Origin of the sequence: Collinsella aerofaciens, assembly GCF_020709435.1 — a bacterium.
GTDB lineage: Bacteria > Actinomycetota > Coriobacteriia > Coriobacteriales > Coriobacteriaceae > Collinsella > Collinsella aerofaciens_AU.
Genome location: NZ_JAJFDP010000054.1, coordinates 1 through 414 on the forward strand (window position 1 = coordinate 1; position 414 = coordinate 414).

Sequence of the window (414 nt, forward strand, 5' to 3'; positions counted from 1 at the left end):
ATATTGGCACACAAGGTCAAAGGCGGCACCATGATCCTCCTGGTCGACAAGATCGTGCGTTGAACGGGCGCCGCGTGCATGGTAGTATTTCACGTCGTGGTTCAAGATGGGTGGCCTGTTCTATTGGCCTCTATTGCACGCGCCATTTTATAAGGGCTCTTGGCGCAACGGTTAGCGCAGGGGACTCATAATCCCTGGGTTCTGGGTTCGAATCCCGGAGGGCCCACCAGAGAATCAAGAAGCCGGGCAAATAGCCCGGCTTCTTTTTGCTAAAGTTCCCACTCCACATGCCTGCGAAATTGTCTTGATAAACGTTTTCGGTCAAATCCACGCAATAGTTAATGCTGATTGACAAGAACCATTTCAAAACTATGCCGGATTACGGGGCTGGACCTGGACCGGCCGTCCATACCC

At 52.4% G+C, this 414-nt stretch carries 1 tRNA gene; it reads left to right on the forward strand.

The window, feature by feature from the left end:
- Positions 1 to 153 precede the first annotated feature (153 nt).
- Positions 154 to 229 (forward strand) — tRNA-Ile (locus LK493_RS10105).
- The last annotated feature ends 185 nt before the right edge of the window (positions 230 to 414 follow it).